General features: G+C 70.4%; 18 protein-coding genes. 8 read left to right on the top strand and 10 right to left on the bottom strand.

Annotated elements, in window-relative coordinates:
* Nucleotides 1-179 precede the first annotated feature (179 nt).
* From L6E10_RS40155 to L6E10_RS02550, 3 genes are all read left to right on the top strand, one after another.
* Entirely contained in the window at nt 180-1,781 is a 1,602-nt protein-coding gene (locus tag L6E10_RS40155) for a protein kinase (protein ID WP_308102650.1), read from the top strand.
* A 231-nt stretch (nt 1,782-2,012) separates the two neighbouring features.
* Complete coding sequence (gene glgP, locus L6E10_RS02555) at nt 2,013-4,601, top strand: alpha-glucan family phosphorylase (protein WP_236216378.1); 2,589 nt, start codon at nt 2,013-2,015, stop codon at nt 4,599-4,601.
* 308 nt (nt 4,602-4,909) lie between these two features.
* On the top strand, nt 4,910-5,452 hold the full coding sequence (locus L6E10_RS02550; RefSeq protein ID WP_236216376.1) for a hypothetical protein: 543 nt from the start codon (nt 4,910-4,912) through the stop codon (nt 5,450-5,452).
* Nucleotides 5,453-5,560: 108 nt separating this feature from the next.
* Here the strand turns inward: L6E10_RS02550 and L6E10_RS02545 are convergent, their stop codons facing one another.
* From L6E10_RS02545 to glgX, 4 genes are all read right to left on the bottom strand, one after another.
* Nucleotides 5,561-6,682 (bottom strand): hypothetical protein, encoded by a 1,122-nt coding sequence (locus L6E10_RS02545; RefSeq protein WP_236216373.1) that lies wholly within the window; start codon nt 6,680-6,682, stop codon nt 5,561-5,563.
* Between the two features lie 38 nt (nt 6,683-6,720).
* A complete protein-coding gene (locus tag L6E10_RS02540) occupies nt 6,721-7,110 on the bottom strand; it encodes a rhodanese-like domain-containing protein (protein WP_236216372.1) in 390 nt (129 codons plus the stop codon).
* Entirely contained in the window at nt 7,107-7,706 is a 600-nt protein-coding gene (locus L6E10_RS02535; RefSeq protein ID WP_236216371.1) for a cysteine dioxygenase family protein, read from the bottom strand. The genes L6E10_RS02540 and L6E10_RS02535 overlap by 4 nt, the downstream gene beginning before the upstream one ends.
* Nucleotides 7,707-7,951: 245 nt before the next feature.
* The gene (glgX, locus tag L6E10_RS02530; protein ID WP_236216370.1) at nt 7,952-10,066 is read right to left on the bottom strand and encodes a glycogen debranching protein GlgX; all 2,115 of its coding nucleotides are present in this window, start codon (nt 10,064-10,066) and stop codon (nt 7,952-7,954) included.
* A gap of 89 nt (nt 10,067-10,155) precedes the next feature.
* Here glgX and L6E10_RS02525 point away from each other — a divergent pair, with 89 nt between their 5' ends.
* From L6E10_RS02525 to L6E10_RS02510, 4 genes are read left to right on the top strand one after another with little or no spacing between them, the layout of a single operon-like run.
* Entirely contained in the window at nt 10,156-10,998 is an 843-nt protein-coding gene (locus L6E10_RS02525; RefSeq protein ID WP_374235580.1) for an ABC transporter ATP-binding protein, read from the top strand.
* Between the two features lie 56 nt (nt 10,999-11,054).
* On the top strand, nt 11,055-11,834 hold the full coding sequence (locus L6E10_RS02520; protein WP_236216369.1) for an enoyl-CoA hydratase/isomerase family protein: 780 nt from the start codon (nt 11,055-11,057) through the stop codon (nt 11,832-11,834).
* On the top strand, nt 11,824-12,780 hold the full coding sequence (locus tag L6E10_RS02515) for a class I SAM-dependent methyltransferase (RefSeq protein ID WP_236216368.1): 957 nt from the start codon (nt 11,824-11,826) through the stop codon (nt 12,778-12,780). The genes L6E10_RS02520 and L6E10_RS02515 overlap by 11 nt, the downstream gene beginning before the upstream one ends.
* A gap of 1 nt (nt 12,781) precedes the next feature.
* Nucleotides 12,782-13,942, top strand: coding sequence for a class I SAM-dependent methyltransferase (locus L6E10_RS02510; protein WP_236216366.1), 1,161 nt, complete (start codon nt 12,782-12,784; stop codon nt 13,940-13,942).
* On the opposite strand, the gene L6E10_RS02505 is transcribed toward L6E10_RS02510, so the two are convergent.
* Nucleotides 13,901-14,488 carry a TetR/AcrR family transcriptional regulator gene (locus L6E10_RS02505; RefSeq protein WP_236216364.1) on the bottom strand — a complete coding sequence of 196 codons (588 nt, stop codon included), beginning with the start codon at nt 14,486-14,488 and terminating at the stop codon, nt 13,901-13,903. The genes L6E10_RS02510 and L6E10_RS02505 overlap by 42 nt on opposite strands.
* A gap of 91 nt (nt 14,489-14,579) precedes the next feature.
* On the opposite strand from L6E10_RS02505, the gene L6E10_RS02500 reads away from it, so the two are divergent.
* A complete protein-coding gene (locus L6E10_RS02500; protein WP_236216362.1) occupies nt 14,580-14,969 on the top strand; it encodes a DUF4267 domain-containing protein in 390 nt (129 codons plus the stop codon).
* On the opposite strand, the gene L6E10_RS02495 is transcribed toward L6E10_RS02500, so the two are convergent.
* From L6E10_RS02495 to L6E10_RS02475, 5 genes are all read right to left on the bottom strand, one after another.
* Nucleotides 14,905-15,630, bottom strand: a complete 726-nt coding sequence (locus tag L6E10_RS02495) for a nucleotidyltransferase domain-containing protein (protein ID WP_236216360.1) — start codon at nt 15,628-15,630, stop codon at nt 14,905-14,907. The two genes, L6E10_RS02500 and L6E10_RS02495, sit on opposite strands and share 65 nt — an antisense overlap.
* Nucleotides 15,631-15,699: 69 nt before the next feature.
* Nucleotides 15,700-18,957, bottom strand: coding sequence for a GH92 family glycosyl hydrolase (locus tag L6E10_RS02490; protein ID WP_275675988.1), 3,258 nt, complete (start codon nt 18,955-18,957; stop codon nt 15,700-15,702).
* A gap of 58 nt (nt 18,958-19,015) precedes the next feature.
* Nucleotides 19,016-19,870, bottom strand: a complete 855-nt coding sequence (locus L6E10_RS02485) for a nucleoside hydrolase (RefSeq protein ID WP_236216356.1) — start codon at nt 19,868-19,870, stop codon at nt 19,016-19,018.
* 203 nt (nt 19,871-20,073) lie between these two features.
* Nucleotides 20,074-21,378, bottom strand: a complete 1,305-nt coding sequence (locus L6E10_RS02480) for a site-specific integrase (protein ID WP_236216354.1) — start codon at nt 21,376-21,378, stop codon at nt 20,074-20,076.
* 69 nt (nt 21,379-21,447) lie between these two features.
* Nucleotides 21,448-21,648: an AlpA family transcriptional regulator gene (locus L6E10_RS02475; protein WP_236216353.1), complete on the bottom strand. Its 201-nt coding sequence runs from the start codon at nt 21,646-21,648 to the stop codon at nt 21,448-21,450.
* Nucleotides 21,649-21,651: the final 3 nt, after the last annotated feature.

The following is a 21,651-nucleotide window of genomic DNA, read 5'->3' as shown; positions in this document are numbered from 1 at the left end:
GCCGCTCACCAGCGGGTTGCCCCAAGTAGATCCGTACCCAGGCGCGGCCGATCGCACACCTGAACGGCTGATCGTGTCCAGGGTCTCCCGTCCACGTCCTGTCCGCTTGCCGTCCCCTCCAGTGGACTCTTCCCGTACAACTCACCGTGTTAAGAGCGCGCTACAGGTACCGTGCGCGCGTGAACAAGCTTGGCGATCGGTACGTCCTGCTGGATCAGCTCGGCGCCGGTGCGATGGGCGTCGTCTGGCGGGCGCGCGACGAGTTCCTGCACCGTGACGTGGCGGTCAAGCAGCTGCTTCTCAACGACGTTGAGTCGAACGAGTTCCACGAGGCGGTCCAGCGCGCGATGCGGGAGGGCCGGATCGCGGCGCGCCTGCAGCACCCGAACGCGATCGCCGTCTACGACGTCGTGGTCGAGGACGGCAAACCCTGCCTCGTCATGGAGTACTTGCCGTCCCGCAACCTGTCGGCGATCCTGTCGGAGCGCGGCACGATGCCGCCGCAGGAGGCCGCGCGCATCGGGTCGCTGGCCGCCTCGGCGCTCGCCGCCGCCCACGGCGCGGGCATCGTGCACCGCGACATCAAGCCCGGCAACGTCCTCATTGGACGCGACGGCACGGTGAAGATCACCGACTTCGGCATCTCGCGCGCCCTGGGCGACGTGGCCGTCACCAAGACCGGCATGCTCGCGGGCACCCCCGCGTACCTGGCGCCGGAGCTCGCCCGCGGTGCCGAGCCCGCGCCCGCCTCGGACGTCTTCTCGCTGGGCGCGACGATCTACGCGATGACCGAGGGCGAGCCGCCGTTCGGCAAGAGCACCAACGACCTCGGCCTGCTCTACAAGGTGGCCCGCGGCGAGACCCGGCCGCCGCTGCGCTCGGGACCGCTCACCGGCCTGCTCACCCGCCTGCTCGCGAACGAGCCGTCGCAGCGCCCGACCGCGGCCCAGGCGGCGGAGGAGCTCAAGGCGATCGCGTCCGGCGCCCCCGTCCCGGTGACCCGCGTGATCCCGCCGCGCCCGATGACGCCGCCGTCCGGCACCGCCGTCATGGGGGCCGCGGGCCACGGCACGCAGACCCAGCGGCCGATGCCGCCCCAGCAGCCGATGCCGCCCCAGCAGCCGCCGCGCACCCGGCCCCCGGCACCGCTCCCGGCGACCTACGACGAGCCGTACGACCGCGAGCCCGAACCGGAGCCGAGGAGGAACAACCGCGGCCTGGCGGTCGCCGCCGCCGTCCTCGGCGTGCTCCTGATCGCCGGCGTCACCTACGCGATCATGTCGGGCGACAAGGACAACAAGACCGCGAGCGACCCCACCACGTCGCAGCAGACCACGTCGCAGACCCCGGAGCCCACCACCGAGAAGCCGGCCGAGCAGAAGCCGACGACGACCCAGAAGCAGACGCCGTCGCAGACCTACCAGAGCCAGACGCCGTCCTCGAAGCCGCCGGCGAGCAAGTTCAGCCCGGCCCAGATCGCGCAGTTCGTGAAGGCGCACTACGCCAAGCTCCCCGGCAACGTGGAGGGCGCGCGGGCCGACTGGGACCCGGACCAGGCGCCGAGCGCGTCCTCCGAGAAGGACTTCTGGGGCAAGTACTCGAAGGTCGCGGTCAAGGCCGGTCCGGTCGCCTCGCCGCCGGACGAGGACGGCCTGTTCCAGGTGACGACGGCGCTGGAGCTGACCGAGGCGGAGACGGACAAGGCCAAGGTCGTGGAGCACGTGCTGGAGATCTCGGGCAAGGGCGAGAAGCCGCGGATCGTCGGCGAGCAGAAGGGCTGACGGCCGCGGGCGCCGGGAGGGGGAGCGGACGTCCGCCGCCTTGGGAGATCGACCGGAGAACGGGCGACGAGTGCGAAATGGACACCGCCCGCCTGTCGGCCGAACGGGGGAACGCGCTCCGCGTCCGACCAGCTCAGGGCCGGTCCGCGTCTTGACCGGTTCTGCAAGTCGTTGCAGGTCTGATCGGGAACGTTGTCAGCCCCCGGAGGGTGGCAGGTAAGTTGCCTCGTCATGCGAGCACTTCGCCGGTTCACCGTCCGAGCCAGCCTGCCGGAGCCCCTGTCTGCTTTGAGCACGCTCGCCACCAACCTGCGCTGGACGTGGCACCCGGCCACGCAGGAACTCTTCTCCTCGATCGACCCCCGCGTCTGGTCCGAGGTCGGTGGCGACCCGTTGCGCCTGCTCTCCGTCGTCGACGCCGGGCGTCTGGAGTCACTTGCCAGAGACGAGCAGTTCCTGCTCAAGCTGCGCGCGCTCGCGAGTGACCTGGAGCGCTACGTCGACGGTCCGCGCTGGTACCAGCGGCGGCAGGACGAGATCGCCCAGCGCCGCGAGCACGGGGCCCCCGACACGCCGTTGCCCACGAGCGTCGCCTACTTCTCGATGGAGTTCGGCGTGCACGAGGCGCTCCCGAACTACTCGGGCGGCCTCGGCATCCTCGCCGGCGACCACCTCAAGGCAGCCTCCGACCTCGGCGTTCCGCTGATCGCGGTCGGCCTTCTCTACCGCTCCGGGTACTTCCGCCAGTCGCTGTCGCTCGACGGGTGGCAGATCGAGCACTACCCGGTGCTCGACCCGCGCGGGCTGCCGCTCGAGCTGCTGACCGAGCCGTCCGGGCTGCCGCTGCTGGTGCACGTGGCCATGCCGGGCGACCGGATGCTGCGCGCGAAGATATGGAAGGCCCAGGTCGGGCGCATCCCGCTGCTGCTGCTCGACTCGGACGTGGAGCAGAACGACGAGGACCTGCGCGGCGTCACGGACAGGCTCTACGGCGGCGACCAGAACCACCGGATCCGCCAGGAGATCCTCGCGGGCATCGGCGGTGTGCGGGCGGTCCGCACGTTCTGCGAGCTCACCGGCCACCCGCAGCCCGAGGTGTTCCACACCAACGAGGGCCACGCGGGCTTCCTCGGCCTGGAGCGGATCCGCGAGTACATCACCAACGACGGCCTCGACTTCGACCAGGCGCTCACGGCTTCGCGCGCCGGCGCGGTCTTCACGACGCACACGCCGGTGCCCGCCGGCATCGACCGCTTCCCGGTCGACCTGGTCCAGCACTACTTCGGTGCGGAGACCCTGGTCCCCGGCGTGAACACGCAGCGGATCCTCGCGCTCGGCGCCGAGGACAACCCCGGCATGTTCAACATGGCCCACATGGGCCTGCGGCTCGCCCAGCGCGCCAACGGCGTGTCCAAGCTGCACGGCGAGGTCAGCCGGGACATGTTCCGCGGTCTCTGGCCGGGCTTCGACGCCACCGAGGTGCCGATCGGCTCGGTCACCAACGGCGTGCACGGGCCGACGTGGGCCGCGACCGAGATGAGCAAGCTGCTCGGAGCGTCCGAGGCCGACAGCCACACGGGCAACGGCCTCGGCATCGGTGCGTTCGAGCCGGTCACCGACGCCGGGCTGTGGGAGCTGCGGTCGACGCTGCGCGGCCGCCTGGTCGACGAGGTGCGCCGCCGGGTGCGCGAGTCGTGGCTGCAGCGCGGCGCGTCGGCGCTCGAGCTGGGCTGGACCGACTCGGTCTTCGACCCGGACGTGCTGACCGTGGGCTTCGCACGGCGCGTGCCGACGTACAAGCGCCTCACGCTGATGCTGCGTGATCCGGAGCGTCTGCGCTCGCTGCTGCTGCACCCCGAACGGCCGGTGCAGCTCGTGGTCGCGGGCAAGTCGCACCCGGCCGACGACGGCGGCAAGGCGCTGATCCAGCAGATCGTGCGTTATGCCGACGACGCGGGCGTGCGGCACCGGATCGTGTTCCTGCCCGACTACGACATGTCCATGGCCCGGTACCTGTACTGGGGCTGCGACGTGTGGCTGAACAACCCGATGCGCCCCCTCGAAGCGTGCGGCACGTCCGGCATGAAGGCGGCCCTCAACGGCGGCCTCAACCTGTCCATCCGCGACGGCTGGTGGGACGAGCTGTACGACGGCTCGAACGGCTGGGCCATCCCGACCGCGGACGGCGTGAACGACCCGGTCCGCCGGGACGACCTGGAGGCCAACGCGCTGTACGACCTGCTCGGCTCGCAGGTCGCGCCGCTGTTCTACGACCGCGGCGAGGACGGCGTGCCCACGCGCTGGATGTCGATGGTCCGGCACACGCTGGCCTCACTCGGCCCGGTCGTGCAGGCGTCCCGCATGGTCCGCGAGTACGTCGAGACGTACTACGCGCCGGCCGCGGCGTCCGCGCAGACCGTCGTCGGTGAGGGCTACCGCGGTGCGAAGGAGCTGTCGTCGTACCGCCACCGGCTGCGCGCGTCGTGGACGCGGGTCCGGGTGCTCGACAGCGACCTCGTGCTCGGCGGGTCGTCGGTGCCGGTGCTCGGCTCGCCGGTCATCGTGCGGGCGCGGGTCGAGCTGGCCGGGCTGGAACCGTCCGAAGTGGACGTCCAGGTCGTGCTCGGCAAGGTGTCGCACGACTCCGACGAGCTCAAGGACATCGTGTCGTCGCCGATGAACTACGCGGGCAACGGCAACTACGAGGCCGAGGTGCCGCTGCCGCACGCGGGCGCGCTCGGCTACACCGTGCGCGTGCTGCCGAGGCACGGCCTGCTGGCGACTCCCGCCGAGCTCGGCAGGGTCGTGCTGGCCGGCTGACCCTCCGCCGCGCGCGGGGACCAGCGACCCAGGGCATCCAGTTCGCCTCCACACGGCGGGCTGGATGCCCTGGTACGTTCCTCTTCCTCATTTTCCGTTCACCGCCGGTGACATTGGCAATTCGTGTACCCCGTCCCGCTCTCCGCTCAAACGAATGAGCGCCTTTCGGGCGGGTGAACCCCCTGTCTCCGCTGGTAGAGGCCCGGATTCCGGCTTACGCTCCGGTGCATGGAATGAACCGCGCCAGTATTCGGCAAAGCATTGTCGGTGCGGCTCCGCTGAATTGCGCATCGAGGAAGAAGGTAGCCGTGAGGAAGACGATTACCGCGCTCTCGCTCGTCGCAGCCCTGGTCACCGCTTCGGCTGTCCCGGCTGCCAGTTCGTCGCCCGCCGCGCCGGAGGTCCCCGCCGCCTGCGCCGCTCTCGTCCACGACTTCGCCGACAAGCTCAAGAAGGCCGTCAGCAGTCTGGCGCCCACCCCCGACGTGGCCGCGGTGACACCGTTGATCGGCGACCTGCTCGGCCTCGTCACGGCGATGCAGAACGCCGGATGTCTGCCGACACCGCCGGTGAGCGCTCCTGGTGCGCCGGCGCCCGCCAGGACGGCCGAGCAGACCGCCCCTGCCGACCAGTGCCTGCCGGCCGTGCTCGACCTGATCGCGGCGGTCGCGTCGCTCGGCGGCACGATCCTCGGCGCGGGAGCGACGCCGCCGGACGCCGCCAAGGTCACCGAGCTGATGAACGCGGTGCTCAAGGCCGCCAAGGAACTGCTGGGCAAGTGCGGCCTGCCGGTGCCTCCCGGCGGCCTGCCCGCGTCGCCCGGCGCGCCGGTGCCGGCGGGGAACCGCTGACCTGTTCCCGGCGTGGAGAGGGGCTCGTCACCGGTCTCGGTGACGGGCCCTTCTCCACGTGCGCCGCGAATCCGGGAAAGCACTCGTCCAGCGCCGCGATCACGAGTCCTAGCTGATCTGCAGCCGGGCGCGGGTCGCCGCCACCCGCGGACTCCAGGCCGCGAGCTCGTGGGCCTCGGCCACGAGCTCGCGAGCTCGCGCGTTGTCGCCGTCCGCCATCCACGCCCGCGCGATGGTGACCAGGTCGTCGGCGCGGTCCGTCCCGCTCTCGCTCGCCTCGGCGGCGTACCCCGCGAGCTGCCTCGCCGTCGCGGTGTCGCCCTCCAGCAACGCCATGATCGCCAGCGTGCCGTTCGAGCGGGACTTCGGATACCCGGCCCGGTAGGCGTTGCCGAGCATGCTGCGGGCGGTCTCCAGACCCACCTCGGCGGGGAACTGGCCCGCCTCGACCGCGTAGACCGCGACCCCGGCCGTGGTGGCGAGGACGAACGCCAGTTCGCGCTCGCCGAGGTCCTCCCGCCCGTTCAGCGCGATCACGGTCTGCAGCGCTTCGAGGTACTTCTCCCGCGCGCACCTCGTCGCGACCTTCAAACCGACCACGGTCAGCAGCTCGGGGTGCTCGCGCGCCAGGTCCTCGTGGATCCGCTCGGCCTCGTCGAGGTCGCCGCGGTGGTAGGCGTCCATGCCGGCCATGACCCGCGGCCGCGCCTCCAGCTCGGCCACGCGCCTGCCGGTGAGCCTCGGCAGCGAGAACGCGAACCAGCCGATGCTCACGTACGCGGGCTTTTCGACCGGGACGAGCTGCACGAGGAAGCACGCCGTCGTGGCGAGCGCCAGGCCCTTACCGAACGCGGTGCCGGTGGTGAGCCAGGTGGCCGCCGCGACCGCTGCGCAGAGCACGGCGGCGAAGACCCCGGTCAGGACGGTCCGCCTGCGCACGCCCGGTTTCCGCCCGGAGAGCCCGATCGTGGCGAGCACCGGGATGCTGCGCAGCACCACCCGCCGGTTCGGGCTGGTCCACGCCTTGACCTCGGAGCCGACGCCGATGATCACGTTCGTGATGCGGAGCCCGAAGAGGACGGCGCCGAGCGCCAGGCCTCCCTGTGCCGCCGCGAGCCCCAGCAGCAGGCCGGCGAGAGCACCGGCCAGCCCGAGGAGGAAGTCCGAGAGGGTCCAGGCGATCGTCCCGGCCACCACCAGGGCCGTCGCGGCCCAGCGCACCACTGTCACGATCTCCAGACGCTACCGGCGCGACGGCGGTTCCCCGCTCAGACCACCGGCTGCGAGCCGCCCTCGCGGATCGGGAGACCGGCCGCGCGCCAGCCCCGGAACCCGCCGACGAGGTCCGTGGCGTTCGGGAGGCCGACCCGTTGCAGGTCCCGTGCCGCGAGCGACGAGGCCCAGCCCTCGTTGCACACCACCACGACGGTCGTGTCCGCGGTGAAGCCGGGCAGCCGCCAGTCGCCGGCGGGGTCGAGCCGCCACTCCAGCACGATGCGCTCGACCACGACGGAGTTCTCGATCTCGCCCTCGGCGAGCCGGTCGTGGTGCGGCCGGATGTCGACGACCAGGGCGTCCTCGAGGGCGAGCAGCTCGTGCGGTTCGAGGCGCCTCAGGTGCGACCGCGCCTCGTCGAGGATGGTGTCCAGGGTGCTCACGGGCCCTCCAGGTCGGCCAGCCGGCGCAGCTCGGCCAGCGGCAGGCGCCGCGCGGGCAGCGGCGGGATCGAGTCGGGGATGTCGAGCAGCGACGCGTACTCGCGGGTCGGCACCAGCGGCGGCGAGTAGGCGTGCACGGTCGCGGCCGGCGCGTCGAACGGGTTCAGCACCTGGTGCGCCCGCCCGGAGCCGAAGCCCAGCGCGTCACCGGTCTCGCGCACCGCGGACCGGATCGGCCCGGCGGGGTAGCGGTAGTCCTCCCGCAGCCTGCCCTGCAGCACCGTGAAGGAACCGGCCGAGCCGCCGTGGTCGTGCGGCTCGGTGGCCTGCCCCGGCAGCCACGACAGCAGCCACAGCTCGACGCCCTCGGTCAGCCCGAGGCGCGCCCACCAGCGGCGTTCGGCCGAGTACTCGAGGATCCCCAGCAGGCCGGTGGTCAGCTCGCTCGCCACGAACGACGTCAGGTCGCGCAGCTCGCGCGGCGTCCAGAGGTCCCGGGACGGGTGGACGACGTCCCGCAGCAGCCGGCTGTCCAGCGCCGGGTGCAGGTCGAATCGATCTCGATCGGTGGTGGGTCCGGCGAACGTCGAAGTCACGCACTCGCTCCTGGGGGCCGCGTCGGTACGGGGGTAGCGATCAAGACGCGACGCGGGGCGCTGGTTTTCAGCGCGTGCGTCGCGTCGGGCTACACCCGCACGAGGCCACGAGGACGAGGTCGATCGTGCGGTCCGTCCAGCAGTAGACGACCACGACCGCGATCGTGCCAGACCGTTCGGAGCGCGGCTAGAGCGTCCACCTGCCGGAAGAACCTCGGACCCAGAGCCAAGTGGCCGCAAGGACTTCAGCGCGGAATGCGCAGCAGCAACAGCGACCGCGCCGCCACCGCGACCTTCCCGCGGGGTGCGAACGAACCGGGCGTGGCGGGCGAGCCGTCGGCCGTCGTCGTGTCGAGGTACGGCTCGTACGACGGCCCGTACCGCTCGTGCGGCAGGGTGACCGTGATGGCCTCCGCACCGGCGTGCATCAGCATCAGCCACGAGTCGTCCGACACGAGCTCACCTTCACGCGTGCGCGAGAGGCAGTTCGACCCGTCGATGAACATGCCGAGCGTGCGGCGGCCCTCGTCGAACCAGTCCGTCTCGGCCATCTCCTGGCCGTCCGGCCGGAACCACACCAGGTCGGGGTTGCCGCTCGGCGTCGTGCGGCCCTCGAAGAACTCCGGCTGCCGCAGCGCGGGGGAGGAGGCGCGCAGGTCGATCAGGCGCTGGGTGAAGCCCAGCATCGCCTCGCTCGCGTCCGTGGCCGTCCAGTCGACCCACGAGACGTCGTTGTCCAGGCAGTACGCGTTGTTGTTGCCGCCCTGGGTGCGCCACATCTCGTCGCCCGCCGTCATCATCGGCGTGCCGGTCGACAGCAGCAGCGTCGCCAGGAGGTTGCGCGCCTGCTTGGCCCGCAGCGCGAGGACCCCGGCGTCGGTCGTCTCCCCCTCGGCGCCGCAGTTCCACGAGCGGTTGTCGTTCGTGCCGTCGCGGTTCTGCTCGCCGTTCTCCTCGTTGTGCTTGTCGTTGTACGACACCAGGTCGCGCAGGGTGAAACCGTCGTGCGCGGTGATGAAGTTGATCGACTGCCACGGCCGGCGCAGGTCGTCCGCGTACAGGTCGCTCGACCCGGAGAGCCGGTACGCGAGGTCGCGCACGGACGTGTGGCCGCGCCAGAAGTCCCTCACCGTGTCGCGGTAGCGGCCGTTCCACTCCGCCCACTGCATGCCGAAGTCGCCTACGCGGTAGCCGTCGCCCGTCGCGTCCCACGGTTCGGCGATCAGCTTGGACCGGCACAGCACCGGGTCCGTCGTGATGGCCGTCAGCAGGGCGCTGTCGCGGTCGAAGAACCCGCCGCCGGGACGGCCCATCGTGGAGGCGAGGTCGAAGCGGAACCCGTCGACGCCCATCTCCTGCGCCCAGTACCGCAGCGAGTCCGTCACCAGGCGCACGACCTGCGGCGAGCCGGCGTCGAGCGTGTTGCCGCAGCCGGTGATGTCGACCGTGCTGCCACCGCCCGCGTGCAGGTAGTAGCCCGGCGCGTCGTAGCCGCGGAAGCAGATCGTCGGCCCGTCCGGCCCGCCCTCGCAGGTGTGGTTGTAGACGACGTCGATCAGCACCTCGATGTTCGCCGCGTGCAGCGCCGCGACCATCGTGCGGAACTCCTGGATCTCGTTGCCGGGCTCGCTCGCGTACGCCGCGTGCGGCGCGCAGTAGCCCAGCGGCGAGTAGCCCCAGTAGTTGCGCGCACCCCTGCTGATCAGCGACGGTTCGTCCTGGAACGCCTGCACCGGCAGCAGTTCGACCGTCGTCACGCCGAGCCGGGCGAGGTGCTCGATCGCGGCGGGGTGCGCGAGGCCGAGGTAGGTGCCGCGCAGCTTCTCCGGGATCTCGGGGTGGTTCTTCGTGAAGCCCCTGACGTGCATCTCGTAGATGACGGCCTCTTCGAACGGCACCTCGGGCTTCACGCCCGTGTCCGCGCCGCCCGGTGAGCTCACCACCGAGAGCGGTACGGAGCCGAGCGAGTCGACGGAGGAGGGCGGCCCGTGCATCGGGTCGCCCACGTAGCCGAGCGCGGCCTCCAGGTTCGTGATCCCGCCCACGACCTGCCGGGCGTACGGGTCGACGAGCAGCTTGGCCGGGTTGCAGCGCAGGCCGCGGCCCGCGTCGTACGGCCCGTGGACCCGGAACCCGTACCGCTGGCCCGGTGTGACGCCCGGCACGAGGCCGTGCCAGACGCCGAACGTCCGTTCGGTCAGCTCGACGCGCTTCTCGGTGCCGTCGTCGTCGACGAGGCAGACCTCGACCGCGTCGGCGACGTGCGACGTCACCGCGAACCGGACACCGCCGGCCTCGGCGTGCGCTCCCAGTGGGAACGGACGCCCTGCCAGCACCTCGGACTCGGGTCGAGTAGCCATGCCCTCGATCTTGGCATCCGGCACCGACAACGAACTCAAGAGTTCACACAGGCGGCGCAGCGTCCTCACCCGGCGTGAGGTGCACCCCGATGAGTGGGCGGTCGGGTGCCGTTCGGAACAATGGGGGCGTGGCGGACGTCGACGTGACAGATCTGGTCGTGCACATGGCGGGCGTATCGGTCCGCCGCGGGAAGAACACGCTGGTCGGCAACATCGACTGGAGCGTGGAGCTGGACGAGCGCTGGGTGGTGCTGGGCCCGAACGGTGCCGGCAAGACGACCCTGCTACGGCTCGCCAGCGCCGACCTGCACCCGACCAAGGGCAAGGTCCACCTCCTGGGTGAACGCCTGGGCAAGACCGACGTCCAGGAGCTCAAGCCCCGGATCGGCCTGTGCTCCGCGGCGCTCGGTGGCCGCATCCCGCCCGACGAGACGGTCGTCGACCTGGTCGTCTCCGCGGGCTACGCGGTCCTCGGCCGGTGGCGCGAGGAGTACGGCGAGCAGGACACCGGCCGCGCCCGCGAGCTGCTCGGCACCCTCGGCATGGGACACCTGGCCGACCGCCTCTACGGCACGCTGAGCGAGGGCGAGCGCAAGCGCACCCTGATCGCCCGCGCGCTGATGACCGACCCCGAGATGCTGCTTCTCGACGAGCCGGCGGCGGGCCTCGACCTGGGCGGCCGCGAGGACCTGGTCGCGAAGCTGTCCGAGCTCGCGCTCGACCCGGACGCGCCGGCGATGGTGCTGGTCACCCACCACGTCGAGGAGATCCCGCCGGGCTTCACGCACGCCCTGCTGCTGCGCGAGGGCTCGGTCGTGGCGCAGGGCCTGCTGGAGGACACCCTCACCGAGGAGAACCTCTCGAAGACCTTCGGCCAGGACCTGGAGCTGCAGAAGTCGGGAGACCGCTTCTTCGCCCGCAGGAAGATCTGAGAAGCTACCGCCGGGTAACGTGACACCGCTGTCGCGACGAAACTGTGGAGGGCCGCGTGGCTGAGTTCGTTAGGCTCGAGGTCGAGGACGGGATCGGCACGATCCGCCTGGAACGGCCGCCGATGAACGCCCTGAACCGGCAGGTGCAGACCGAGCTGCAGGCCGCCGCGAAGGAGGCCTCCGAGCGTTCGGACGTCTACGCGGTCATCGTCTACGGCGGCGAGAAGGTCTTCGCGGCCGGCGCCGACGTCAAGGAGTTCGCGCAGATCTCGCACGCCGAGATGACGCTGCGCGCCAAGGGCCTGTCGGATGCGCTCGGCGCCCTGGCCTCGGTGCCCAAGCCGACGGTCGCCGCGATCACCGGCTACGCGCTCGGCGGCGGCTTCGAGGTGGCGCTCGGCTGCGACCGCCGCATCGCGGGCGACAACGCGAAGGTCGGCCAGCCCGAGATCCTGCTCGGCCTGATCCCCGGCGGTGGCGGCACGCAGCGCCTCGCCCGGCTGATCGGTCCGTCGAAGACCAAGGACCTGCTCTACACCGGCCGGTTCGTCGGCGCCCGGGAGGCGCTCGAGATCGGCATGGTCGACGAGGTCGTGGCCCCGGACGACGTGTACGCCGCGGCCGTGCGGTGGGCCAAGCAGTTCGTCGGCGGGCCGGTGCTCGCCCTGGCGGCCACCAAGGCGGCCGTCGACGGCGGCCTCGACACCGACCTCGAGTCGGGTCTCAAGCTCGAAAGCCACCTCTTCGCGGCCTTGTTCGCGACGGAGGACAAGAAGGCGGGCGTCGAGTCGTTCATCGAGAACGGTCCCGGAAAGGCGAAGTTCAGTGGCAACTGACCCGGCACCCAACCCCCACGCGACCGCGGAAGAGGTCGAGGCGGCCTACTCCGACACCAAGCTCGCGCAGGTGCTCTACCACGACTGGGAAGCGGGCACGTACGACGAGAAGTGGTCGATCTCGTACGACGAACGCTGCATCACCTACGCGACGGACCGCTTCCGCGCCGCCGCCGGGGACGTCGGCCCGTACGGCCACGCCCTGGAACTGGGCTGCGGCACCGGCTTCTTCCTGCTAAACCTCATGCAGGGCGGGGTGATCGAGAAGGGCTCGGTCACCGACCTGTCGCCCGGCATGGTCGAGGTCGCGCTGCGCAACGCCGAGCACCTCGGTCTCGACGTGGACGGCCGGGTCGCCGACGCCGAGCGGATCCCGTACGACGACAACACGTTCGACCTCGTCGTCGGCCACGCGGTGCTGCACCACATCCCGGACGTCGAGGCGGCGATGCGCGAGGTGCTGCGCGTCCTCAAGCCCGGCGGGAAGTTCGTGTTCGCGGGCGACCCGACGAACATCGGCAACTTCTACGCCCGCAAGCTCGGCCAGGCGACGTGGTGGCTGACCACCAACCTCACCAAGGCCCTGCCGGTGCTGAACGACTGGCGCCGGCCGCAGGAGGAGCTCGACGAGTCCTCCCGCGCCGCCGCGCTGGAGGCCGTGGTCGACCTGCACACGTTCGACCCGGACCAGCTGGAGGCGACGGCTCGCCGCGCCGGTGCCGTCGGTGTGCGCGCGGTGACCGACGAGCTGTCCGCGGCCCTGTTCGGCTGGCCGGTGCGGACGTTCGAGGCCGCCGTGCCGCGCGGGAAGCTGGGCTTCGGGTGGGCGATGTTCGCCTACCGCACCTGGCAGAACCTCTCGTGGGTCGACCAGAACGTGCTCTCGAAGGTGCTGCCGCGCGAGGTGTTCTACAACGTGTCGATCACCGGCGAGAAGTCTTCCTGAGTTGGGCTACGCGTTCACCACCGCCGACGTGGCGTTCCTGCGCTCCGCCGCCGGAACCGCCGCGGTGGCGGAGGTGGACGCGTTGCCGTTCTCCGACGCCTCCCGCCTGAGGGACGTCGAGACGGCCCGCAGGCGCCTCGGCCCGTCGTTCGCCCCGGTCGTGGAAACCGTGCTGCTGCGGCGTCGTGCGCTGTCCAAATTGGACTCCGCGGCGTCGTGGCTCTTCACCGACGACGCGCTGCAGCAGGCCACGGCGTCCGCTGTCGCGCGGCACCGCGCCGCGCGGTTCGCCGGTCGCACGGTGCACGACGTCACCTGCTCGGTCGGGGCGGACCTCTTCGCGCTGAGCTCGGTCGCTTCCACGTGCGTCGGCTCGGACCTCGACCCGGTGAGGCTCGCCATGGCCCGCAACAACGTCCCGGGTTCGCTCGTCGTCCTGGCCGACGCCCTGCGCCCGGTGTCGCGGGCGTCCGCCGTGACCGCCGACCCGGCCCGTCGTGACTCCTCCGGCCGCCGCAAGTGGAACCCCTCGGACTTCGTACCGCCGCTCGACGAGCTGTCCGAGGTGTACGCGGGCGTCGACCTCGCCGTGAAGTGCGCGCCCGGCATCGACTTCGCCGTCGCGCCCTGGGCGGACGAGATCGAGGTCGTGTCGCTGGACGGCGCCGTCCGCGAGGCCTGCCTGTGGACGCGAGGCCTCGCCACCCCCGGGGTGTCGCGCCGCGCCACGGTTCTGCGCGGGTCGTCGTCGTGGACCCTGACGGACGCCGAACCCGGCGACTGCCCGGTCGCGCCGCCCGGTGCGTGGCTCGTCGACCCGGACGGCGCGGTGGTGCGCGCCGGTCTGGTGCGGCACTACGCGGCACGGCACGGGTTGTGGCAGCTCGACGAGCGCATCGCGTACCTGAGCGGTGACGAGCCCCCACCCGGCATCCGGGCGTTCCGCGTGCTCGAACACGGGCACTACGCGGAGAAGTCGCTCAAGTCGTTGCTGAAGACGCGGGGGATCGGCTCGCTGGAGATCCTGGTGCGCGGCCTCGACGTCGACCCGAACACGATGCGCAAGCGCCTCAAGCTCTCCGGTCCGGGGTCGGCCACGGTCGTGCTGACCAGGATCGGCTCAAAGCCCGTCTTCGTCCTGTGCGAGGCTCAGCGCACCTAGCAGCAGGTCGAGGCGGGTGTCGTCGTGCACCGGTCGCAACCTCCCGCCCCGCATGAGCGTCGCGATGCCGTGCAGCGAGCTCCAGAAGACCTCCGTCAACGCCTCCGGGTCGCGGTCGCGCCGGACGGCTTCGACCGCGGCGACGAGCTCGCCGAACGCGTCGAGCAGCTCCTGCGGCACCTCGTCCGTGCCCCACGGGATGTCGGACTGCTGCACGAACATCGCGTCGTAGAGCGCCGGCCTCTCCTTCGCGAACCGCAGGTAGGCCTCCGCCGCGGCCCGCAGCCGCGACCCGCCTCGTGGAGGACGGGCTTCCCGCAGCACGCGCGCCAGGTCACCGCACCCCTGGATCGCGACCGCGCGCACGATCGCGTCCTTGCCCTTGAAGTGGCTGTAGAGCACCGGCTGGCTGTACTCGACCTTCTCGGCGAGCCGGCGCGTGGTGACCGCGTCCCAGCCCTCCTGCTCGGCCAGGTCCCGGGCGGCGTCGATGATCAGCTGGTGGCGTTCGGCCCGCTCGCGCTCACGCCGGTTCTGGATGGTCACGCCCGAGAATCTAGCACTGCTAGACATCCGAGCGCCGATCCTGTTAGCGTCGCTCTCATCGCTAGCGGTGCTAGATCCCCAGGAGGACGAGATGCGCTTGGCCACGATCATGGGATGGCTCGTCGTAGCGGCGGGCTTCTACTTCGGCCTGAGCTACCTGCTCGACGGTGACGGAGCCGCGTCGGGTTTCGGCATCGTCGACCCGACCGGCTACTACGTCGTGAAGGGCGTGCGAGATCTCGCCTACGCCCTGACGGCCTTGATCCTGCTGCTCCTGGGCCATCGCCGGGCACTCGGGTGGGTCGTCCTGGCGGACTCGATCATCCCGATCGGCGACTGCGTCGCCGTGATGACGCACGGCGGCACAGTGGGCTACGCGCTCGCGGTGCACGGCTCCGCAGCGGTGCTCGTGCTGTTCACCGCGGCTCTGCTGCTCCGTGAGACAGCTCCAGAACGGTCTCCCGCAACACCGGCTCGCTGATCTCGTCGGCCAGCAACCCGGTCGCCACCCGGAACGCCCGCCGCAGCTCGGCGGGATCCACCGACGACACCAGCGTCCCCGCGAACGCCCCGGCGTCCCGCAGGTCGTCGAGCCCCCGCCCCTGCACCGCGGGCACCCCTTCGCGCAGGCACCGCAACGACATCACGTGGTCGCGCACTCCGTTGATCATGTGGACGGCCTGCCACACCCGCCCGCGCTCGATCGACGACCGCGCGTGCACCGCGTACAACCAGGCAAGACCGACGAGCTCGTCCCGATCGGGCTGCCCGGCGGGAGGAAGCTCGTTGGCCTCCCCGAACAACAACCGGAACGTGGGCCCGGTCGCCCCGAACTCGTCCGACGGCCAAAACGCGATGTCCACCTGCAACGTCGACCGCATCAGGAACACGCGGAACAGCACGTTGCCCCGCCGCACGTCAAGATGACCGACGGCGCCGCACGCCTGCATCAACGCCGTCCAGTCGGCGACCACGCCGTCCACGTCCCGCTCCACCGACAACGCGAAGTCGATGTCCGACCAGCGGTCCTCCCGGCCCACCGCGGCCGACCCCGTCACCGCCGCCCCGACCACCCGGAAGTCGGTCTCGGCGGCGCGGACGAGATCGCCGCGCAACTGCTCGCGCTCTGAAACCTTGAACACCGCACAACCTTAGGAGCTACGGCTGTCCGGTGCGGCTCCGCCGGAAGGGCGAAGCCGCACCGGGTGGGATCAAGCCAGTGCCACGGCGAAGACGTGCATGTTCCCGTCGTCCGGCAGCACGACGCTCGCCAGCGCCTTGCCCTCCGGAGCCACGTACGTCTTCGTGGCGAAGATGTGCGTGGCCACCTTCTCGTTGCCGCCGCCGAGCGTGTTGCGGTACGGCGTGGTCGCGAGGACGACGTTGCCGTAGCTCGGCGTCGCCCCGCCTCCGCCCAGCGTCCAGTCGCTGAACCCGATGTCCACCGAAGCGGTCGTGCCGTCGGTGAACGTGACGACGGCCGGTTTGGTGCGGGCGCCGTTGGCCGCGGAGCCCACGAAGGCGAGCCGCGTCCCGGACAGGGCAAGCGTTTGCTTCGCGGCGGTCGCGTTGTCGGGACGGCCCGCCGGGGAGGACGGCCACGTGAACGTCAGGCCGTCGACGGTGGCCGTGCCGCCCGGCGCGAGTCCGGCCGTGGCCAGCGCCTCCCGCGAGTAGCTGTAGCCGCCGCCGTCGAAGTCGCCCTCGCCGTCCGCGTCGGCGGAGGCGCCGACGTTGTTCACGGCGGCGAGCATGCTGCCCGCCGGCGCGACCTTCACCGTCTGCGGCAGCACGACCGGCTTCGAGGCGCCCTCGACGGTCACCGTCACGGTGATGTCGTAGAAGCCCTGCGCGGTACCGGGACCGGCCGCAACCGTGAACTCCGCGGGCACGGTGCCGGTGGCCGGCGTGAACGACAGCGCGTCCGGGCCGGTGATCGTGTAGGTCGCCTTCGGGTCGCCGTCGTAGAGCTTGACCGAGTCGACCTTCCCCCGGACCGAACCGCCGGGCTCGACGACGAGCTGGCGCGGTTCGACCGTGAGGAAGTACGGCTGGTCGTGGCGGATCGGCTGCTCGCCGTCGCGGAACGACGGCGGGGCGTCCGCGGCACCGGTGCCCCACGAGGACGCCGACCTGCCCAGCACGAAGTCGAGCCTGCCGCCGCGTTCGACGAACGACTCGGGCAGCCAGGTCTTCGACGACGCACGGCCGTTGACCTTCAACGACTGCACGTACTTCGTGGCCGTGCCGGCCTGGGGCGCGGTGATGGTGATGTCCCTGCCGCCGCCGCGGTTGATCTTCACCGACGTGAACAGCGGCGCGCTCAGCACCAGCTCGGCGCGGGACGGCACCTGCGGGTAGATGCCCATCGCGGTGAACACGAACCACGACGACATGGCGCCGAGGTCGTCGTTGCCGGGAATGCCGCCGGGGGCGTTCTTCCACAGCGTGGTCACCGTCTCGCGCAACGTCTCCTGCGCCTTGGCGGGCTGGCCGGTGTAGTTGTAGAGCCACGGCACGTTCACCGACGGCTCGTTGTCCAGTTCGGACTTCGCCCCGCCGCGGCCGGTCAGCGCCCAGCTGCCGTCGGCGTTGTGGAAGAAGTCGTCCAGCCGCTTGGTGGCGCGTTCCCGGCCACCGAGCGACTCCACGAGCCCGGCGACGTTGTGCGGGACCATCCACGTGTACTGGGCACTGCTGCCCTCGACGAACCCGTTGCCGGTGTCGGGCGTGAAGTCCTTGACCCACGTGCCGTCGGCGTTGCGGTTGCGGATGTAGCCGCCGGTGGCGTCCGCGACCGGGTCGAAGTTGTTCTGCCACCACTGGGCGCGTTCGGCGAACGTCCTCGCGGTCCTGCGGTCGCCCGTGCGCTCGGCGAGCTGGCTGATCGCGAAGTCCGCCGCGGAGATCTCCAAGGTCTCCGCCGCGCCACCCCAGGCGTTCGAGACGGACGGCATGTACCTGTGCTTCAGGTACTTGTCGAGCGACGGCCGCTGCCCGACCGACATCACGGCCCAGCCCTCCTTGCTCAGGTCGAGCGCCGTGGGCACGGTCGCGGCCTTCACCAGCGACTTCAGCGACGCCCCGAGGTCGTAGCCGGTGCCGCCGAAGGCCGAGATGGCGGCCAGCGCGATCGGCGCCGGGTCGCCGTTCATGACGTGCGTGCCACCGTTGTTGTGCGTCCAGCGGTCCCACACGCCGTTGTTGTGCTCGGCCTGGTTGAGCAGCGACTGCGCGATGTCCGACCCGATCTGCGGTTCGAGCAGGGTGAGCAGTTGCAGCTGCGAGCGGTAGACGTCCCAGCCCGAGAACGTGCCGTACTGGGCCTTCTGCCTCCGCTTGTCGATCTTGTGGACCTCGCCGTCGAACCCGGCGTACTCGCCGTTGACGTCGCTGAAGAGGTTGGGGTGCAGCAACGAGTGGTACAGCGCCGTGTAGAACTTCGTCCGCTCGTCGTCGGAGCCGCCGCCGACCTCGATGCGCCGGAGCTGCTTCTGCCAGGCGATGTAGGCGTTGTCCCTCATGTCCTCGATGGACTGGCCCTTGTTCTCGGCCCTCAGGTTCGCCTTGGCGTTGTCCAGGCTGACGTAGGAGATGCCGATCTTCACGCCGACCTGCGAGCCCGGTGCGAACCCGAGGTACGCGCCGGACCCCTTGCCCAGCACCGGCCAGCCGTTGGTGCCGTACGTCGTGCCGCCCTTCGAGGTCGTGCTCCCGGGCGTGACAACGTTGTCCTGGTACGTGCCGACCTCGGTGAACGCCTGGTCGAACTCCGCCACGAAGTGCAGCGTGTAGTAGCTGCGGCGGCCGGCCTGGTTGATGTAGCCGCAGAAGTTGCCGCTGGTCACGCTGCCGGTGATGGTGCGCCTGTCCCTGTCGACCACGGTCTGGGCGTCACTGCTGCCGACCTGCGACTTGGACGTGTTGACCAGCACCGTCGCCGGCTTGTCGGCGGGGAAGGTGAACCGCGCCGCGCCGGTGCGTTCGGTGGCGGACAGCTCGGCCTTCGCACCCGACTTGAGCGTCACGTCGTAACGGCCGGGCTTGGCCACCTCGTCCGCGTGCGCGAACTCGCTCGCGTAGACGGCGTCCGTCGCGTCGGTGGTCGGGCTGGTCGTGACGGTCCCGACGTGCGGGAAGATCGGGATGTCACCGCTGCCGCCCGCGCAACCCGTCCCGGACATGTGGGTGAGGCTGAAGCCGCGGATCTTCGTGGCGTCGTACCGGTAACCGCCGGGAGCCGCGGCGCGCAGGGTGTTGCCGCGACTGGCCTCCGGGCTGAAGGAGAACATGCCGAACGGCACGACCGCGCCGGGGAAGGTGTTCCCGAGGTTGGTCGTGCCGATGAACGGGTTCACGTGTGCTGCCGGATCCGGCACCACCTGGACCTGGGGCTGAGCGGAGGCAGGGGCCACTCCGAACGTCATGGCCGCCACCACCGCAGCTGTCGTGAGCACTCTTCGCCGCATGGTGGCGGACCCTACTTTCCGTGCCCGTCCAACCCCAGAGAGCGACGTGAAGTTGTCGTCAAACGGACAACCGCTGCTCCATGAAGGCCCTCAGCGCGGGCCAGTCGCAGTCCTCCGCGACCTCCACCTGGTACTTCCCCTCGACGAGCGCGCCCTCGTCGTCGATGTCGAGCCCGTGGGTCTTCAGGACGAGACTTCCGGGCACGACCGCCTCCGCCACGGCGACGGCGTCGTGGACGAGGATGCCCTCCTCGCGGTCGGAGTGGTTCAGGTTCCTGTTGGCGGCGAGGTAGGCCCGGTAGGTGCCGGTGAGGTTGCTCAGCACGGGGTCGACGTTCGCGAGGAACTCGGTGTCCGCGATGCACCGCTGCGTGAGGTTGAGCGGCACGACGACCGGGTTCCCCTTGCGGATCACCGTCCGCGCCGCCGCGGCGTCGGCCCAGAAGTTGAACTCGGCCCGGAGCGTCGTGTTGCCGATGCCGAGCCCGCCACCCATGACGATCAGCCGCGGGAACTCGACACCGGCGTCGAGCGCGGCGGCGATGTTCGTGAGCGGCCCGACCGCCGCCACGACGGTGTCCGGCGTGATCGTGTCCGCGAAGAACCGCACGACGTCTTCGCCCTGCACACCCCGCGGGTTCTCCGGCAACGTGAGCGCCTGCCCGCCGAGCCCGTCCGCGCCGTGCACGTCCGCGGCCCCGCCGGGCCCCTCGAACCCCTTGACCACGGGCACGTCGGTGCGCCCGAGGTGCGCGAGCAGCCGCAGCGCGTTGGCCGTCGTGAGGTCCAGCCCGACGTTGCCGAAGACCGTGGTCAGGCCTTTCAGCTCGACCTCGGGGCTGTGGGCCGCGAGCGCGATCGCGAACGCGTCGTCGACGCCGGGGTCGGTGTCGATGATGAGAGGAGTCGCCATGCCGCCAGCCTGCCTCACGGCCGGGCCGCGTCCCACGTGCCGCTCCTCTCACGGTCGCCCCACCCCACGACCGCGTCCGGAGCGCCCTCCGTCCGAAGTTAGAGTCTTCGTCCATGACTTCGATCTGTGCACGATCAAGCCCTGACCTGCGGTAAGCGTGCCATTTGATCTTGTTTCTGGGTCGTCAGGCCGTCTCCAGGCCGTCAGACGTCCTCAGGCCGGGAACCGGGCACGGTCTCGCCGGTCGCCGTCTGGCCGCTCGTGGACGAAGCCGTCTTCCGTGGCTTGATCATCGTGTTGACCGCCAGGCGCGCCCTGTGGTGGCTCGAAGGCATCAGGTGGGCGTACTTGCGGAGCGTGAAGGCGGGGGAGGTGTGCCCGAGGTAGTCCGCCAGCTCCCGGATGCTCACGCCCTGGGCGAGGAGATGAGAGGCGTAGAGATGCCTCAGAGCGTGCATCCCGTCACCACCGGGGTTCCGCTCGACCTGCGCCCGCTTGACCGCCCTGCGCCAGACCTCGTCGTTGAACGTCTGGCGGTGATTCGGGACCTTGTGCGCGTTGACGATCAGCAGGTTGACCGTCTCGGTCTTCTTGGAGTCCCGCTCACTCCACGGCAGCGTGATCGCTACGGAAGGGAAGTTCTCCCGGTAGTCGTCCAGCCTCTCCAAGACGCCCTCACTGAGTGGGATCTCTCGCGTCTTGTGGCCCTTCGGCAGCCTGAAAGTCAACCTGTTGTTGATGATCGCGATCTGCCGGTTGCACCGGTAGAGCATCTTCTCGCGGTCGACGTCGTCCATCGTGAAGGCGAAGACCTCACCCTGCCGCAGACCCAGGCCGGCACCCAGGGCGACCATGATCTTCCAACGGGCGGGCAACGCCAGCTCGACCTTGCTCAGCTTGGTCTCGGACCAGGGGACGATCTTGTTCTCGATTCGCCGAGGCCGTGACAGCGAGCGAGAACGGCAGGGGTTGGTGCGGATCTTCCGCTCCTCCTTCGCGGCCTGGAAGATCGAGGACAGGTTGTCCCAGATCTGGGCCTGGAAGTTGACCGAGATCCCTTTCTCGTTGGTCATCCAGCCCAGGTACTCCCGCATCGTGTCGACGTTGATCGAACCGATGTGCAGCTTTCCGAGGAACGGGTAGATGTAATGCCCGACGATCTGTTGCATCGTCTCTTGCGACGACGGGTCCTGTGAGCGTCCCTTGAGGTACCTCTCGGTGAAGTCCTGGAGTGTCACTTTCCCGGCATCCGGATCCATGTACTCGCCGGCCAAGACGTCGTGCTGCATCTTGGTCAGGAAGTCCTGAGCCTTCCCGAGTTGCTTGTCCGGAAAGCTTTTGGACCGTTCCCTTCCCGAGTCGTCGTAGTACCGCACCTTGTACCGCAGGCCGACGCCGTACAGGTCGGTCTTCTCCTTCACGGGCTTGCCGTTCTTGCCGATCACGACCTGTCTGGTCTCCGGGTCGACCTTCTCCCGCCACCAGCGATCTTGCACGTGTCCAGCCATGAGTCCTGTCTCCTCGCGGGGTTGCTGAAAGACCCAGCCGGGCGAGTGGTCCCGGCTGGGCCATGTCGATCAAGCTGCCGCTTGTTCGTCCAACCAGGACCGGACGTCGTCCGGGCGGTAGCGGACGTGCTTTCCGAGCCGGACGAACGCAGGCCCCACGCTGCGGTAGCGCCAGTCGGTCAGCGTCTTCTCGGGGATGCCGAGGAACTCGGCCAGAACGGCCGGTGTCCAGAGGCATTCCACGGTGATGAAGCGCGGTCGATCACTCATGCT

The sequence above is a fragment of the Lentzea sp. CC55 genome (genome assembly GCF_021056325.1).
Lineage (GTDB): Bacteria > Actinomycetota > Actinomycetes > Mycobacteriales > Pseudonocardiaceae > Lentzea > Lentzea jiangxiensis.
The sequence above is the reverse complement of the archived record's forward strand: the minus strand, read 5'-3'. Positions and strand labels throughout refer to the sequence as shown.

Coding starts and splice junctions, on each gene's coding strand:
- glgP (WP_236216378.1), top strand. CDS start 2,013: ATGCGAGCACTTCGCCGGTTCACCGTCCGAGCCAGCCTGCCGGAGCCC.
- glgX (WP_236216370.1), bottom strand. CDS start 10,066: ATGGCTACTCGACCCGAGTCCGAGGTGCTGGCAGGGCGTCCGTTCCCA.
- L6E10_RS02525 (WP_374235580.1), top strand. CDS start 10,156: ATGAGTGGGCGGTCGGGTGCCGTTCGGAACAATGGGGGCGTGGCGGAC.
- L6E10_RS02500 (WP_236216362.1), top strand. CDS start 14,580: ATGCGCTTGGCCACGATCATGGGATGGCTCGTCGTAGCGGCGGGCTTC.
- L6E10_RS02490 (WP_275675988.1), bottom strand. CDS start 18,957: ATGCGGCGAAGAGTGCTCACGACAGCTGCGGTGGTGGCGGCCATGACG.
- L6E10_RS02485 (WP_236216356.1), bottom strand. CDS start 19,870: ATGGCGACTCCTCTCATCATCGACACCGACCCCGGCGTCGACGACGCG.
- L6E10_RS02480 (WP_236216354.1), bottom strand. CDS start 21,378: ATGGCTGGACACGTGCAAGATCGCTGGTGGCGGGAGAAGGTCGACCCG.
- L6E10_RS02475 (WP_236216353.1), bottom strand. CDS start 21,648: ATGAGTGATCGACCGCGCTTCATCACCGTGGAATGCCTCTGGACACCG.